This is a genomic window from Paenibacillus sp. RC21 (assembly GCF_044907935.1).
Taxonomy (GTDB): Bacteria; Bacillota; Bacilli; order Paenibacillales; family Paenibacillaceae; genus Paenibacillus; species Paenibacillus terrae_A.
In genome coordinates this window covers 1-3152 of the sequence record NZ_JBIYCS010000025.1, presented here as the reverse complement: position 1 = coordinate 3152, position 3152 = coordinate 1, and the positions used below count along the sequence as shown (strand labels likewise).

The following is a 3152-nucleotide window of genomic DNA, read 5'->3' as shown; positions in this document are numbered from 1 at the left end:
ATGGGAAAGTGGACCGTAAAGAGCTGCCTGTGCCAACGGCGAGTATTCAAACCGGAGTGGAGTATACCGCGCCTGGAAACGAAGTGGAGCAGGTGTTGGTCACTGTCTGGCAAAAGGTGCTCGGTGTGCCACAGATAGGAACAGGGGATAACTTTTTTGATTTGGGTGGCGATTCCATTAAGGCCATTCAAGTTTCATCCGGTTTAAGACAAGCGGGATATCACTTGGAGATGAAGCATTTATTTTCTTATCCAACCATCGCTTCGCTAAATTCTCATGTTCACATACTGAACAGAGTAGCGGATCAAAAGACGGTAATTGGAAAGGTCAAGCGTTCTCCTATCCAGTACTGGTTTTTGGAAAATCAAATTGCCGATCCTCATCATATGAATCAATCCATGCTGCTCTTTAGAGAGCAAAGGTTTGATGAACAGACGCTGCGACATTCCATGCAGGGTGTCATAACCCATCATGATGCGCTTCGTATGGTATTTCGTCAGACAGAATATGGGTATGAGGCATGGAATCGTGGAATGGATGATGGGGAGCTGTACCATCTGGAAATTGTAGATTTTACAGCCGATTCCCAGCCTTTTGCGGCAATTGAGGCTGCAGCTAACCGGATACAGCAAAGCATTGATTTAGAAAAAGGTCCATTAGTAAAGCTGGGTCTGTTCCGTTGTGCAGATGGTGATCATCTACTAATTGTCATTCATCATTTGGTGGTGGATGGTGTATCCTGGCGGATTTTGCTGGAAGATATCGCAAGAGCTTATGAACAGGTAGAAGCCGGAGCTTTTGTTCAACTACCTGTGAAGACTGATTCTTTTCAGACATGGGCACATAAGCTGTCCGATCATGCCACTAGCAATGCAATTGAGCAGGAGCGTTCTTTTTGGGAAGCAGTGGATCATACCATCGTCTCACCGCTTCCTGTGGACTTGGAAGTAAGCCGTTCCTTGATAAAAGACAGCGAGACTATAACCTTGCAATGGTCTGAAGAGGAGACCGGACAGCTGTTAAAAGGGGCAAATCGGGCTTATAACACGGAAATAAATGATTTGCTACTTACAGCTCTTGGCATAGCTGTTCATCGCTGGACTGGCATGGAGAAGGTTGCAATTATGCTGGAGGGACATGGCCGGGAAAGCATTATGGATGATGTTGATATTTCACGTACGGTTGGCTGGTTCACGAGTCTATACCCGGTCATTCTTTCCGTTCGTCATCATACTAGTATAGCCAGTCGAATTAAAGGCATTAAGGAAGGATTACGGGAGATTCCTAACAAGGGGATCGGATATGGTTTACTGCGGTACTTATCTGAAAATCACGGTGCCCGAAATGCAACATTTGGCGACCTGCAGCCTGAAGTCAGCTTTAATTACCTGGGTCAGTTTGATCAGGATTTGGAAAATAGCTCTATGCGCCTGTCCACTTATTCTGTCGGCTCCGAGGTGAGTGGGAATCAATTAAGGCCATATAAGTTAATAATTAACGGCAGTATTACTAACGGCAATTTATCGTTACAGCTAAGTTACAGTAAAAAACAATATCTAAGTCAAACTATGCAGCAATTTGCAGCATATCTGGAAGATAGCTTGCGTCAAGTCATCGAACACTGTGCAAGTTGCGAACGGACGGAAATCACACCAAGTGATTTATCTCTAAAACATTTGACCATGGAAGAGTTGGAGCAGATTATTCAGCAGACACAGCATATAGGTGACATTGAAGATGTGTATCCGTTGACTCCTTTACAAAAGGGGATGCTGTTTCACAATTTGCTGGATTCCAGATCTGGCGTCTATTTTGAGCAGATTACTTTTGAAATGCAAGGAAACTTGAAGCTGGACGTTTTTGGGCAAAGTCTGGAGGAATTGACGAAAGCGCACGCTATCCTCCGTACCCGTTTTGATGGAGCATGGAAAGACTATCCTCTCCAAATCGTCTACAAGAACCCACAAGTCGAGCTGTATGCAGAAGACATAAGGGAACTGGAAGAGGTACAGCAACAGCAAAGGCTGCATTCCTATGCAGAGACGGATCAGCAACGGGGATTCAATCTGTCACAGGATATATTGATGCGAATGGCAGTTTTCCGTATTGCGGATGAGACGTACTCATTCATTTGGAGCTTTCACCATATTTTGATGGATGGTTGGTGTGTACCGCTGGTCACGAGTGAACTGTTCGAGTACTACTCAGCTTTTCTGATAAACCGACAGCCTAATGTACAGCAATCAGCTCCTTACAGCAAGTATATGGAGTGGCTGGCGGCGCAGGATGATGAGCAAGCAGCCCACTACTGGGAGCAATATTTGTCGGGGTATGAGGAGCATACTGCTATCCCTGGAGAGAGGGAAGGGGACTCTGATCAAAAATATATCCGCCAAGAAGTGGCGCTTGAGCTTGATAACGATTCAATCCGACAGTTAAAGCAGATAGCAGCAATACATCAGGTGACGTTAAACTCAGTATTGCAAACAGTATGGGGGCTATGGCTCCAAATGGCAAACGCAAGCCAAGATGTAGTTTTTGGTACAGTTGTGTCGGGCAGACCGTCAGATTTGGCGGGAGCCGGGCAAATGATCGGATTATTTATTAACACAATCCCGGTGCGTATTCAATGCCATTCCACGGATTCTCTGTCTGAAATCATGATTCGGACTCAGTCCAATTCCGTGGCATCAGCGGCTTACGATACGTACCCATTGTATGAGGTTCAGGCTCATACCCATCAAAAACAGGACTTAATCACACATTTGCTTGTTTTTGAAAATTATCCTGTAGAGGAGCAAATGCAGCAGCTTATTCAAGGCGAGCATACGACGGGCTTGACTATAGCTGATGCGGAGATTCGTGAGCAGACGAACTATGATTTTAATCTCATTGTGCTGCCTGGCGAAACATTCACATTCAAATTTCAATACAATGCAAGCGTCTATAGTCAGGCAGACATAGAGCAAATCAGTAACCAACTGCTTCATCTTCTGCGGCAAATAGCGGAACGCCCGCACATGCGTGTCAACGAGCTCCAGTGGGTAACCGAGGCGAACAAACGTCTGATTCTGGACGTCTTTAATGATACCGCCCAAGCATATCCGCATGAGCAACCCATTGCGCAGTTGTTTGAAGAACAGGCAGCGCGT

1 protein-coding gene is annotated in these 3152 nt (G+C 45.6%); it reads left to right on the top strand.

The window, feature by feature from the left end:
• Window positions 1-3152, top strand: a 3152-nt coding sequence (locus ABIA61_RS26610; protein WP_404581516.1) for a condensation domain-containing protein, incomplete at both ends; no start/stop codon positions are given.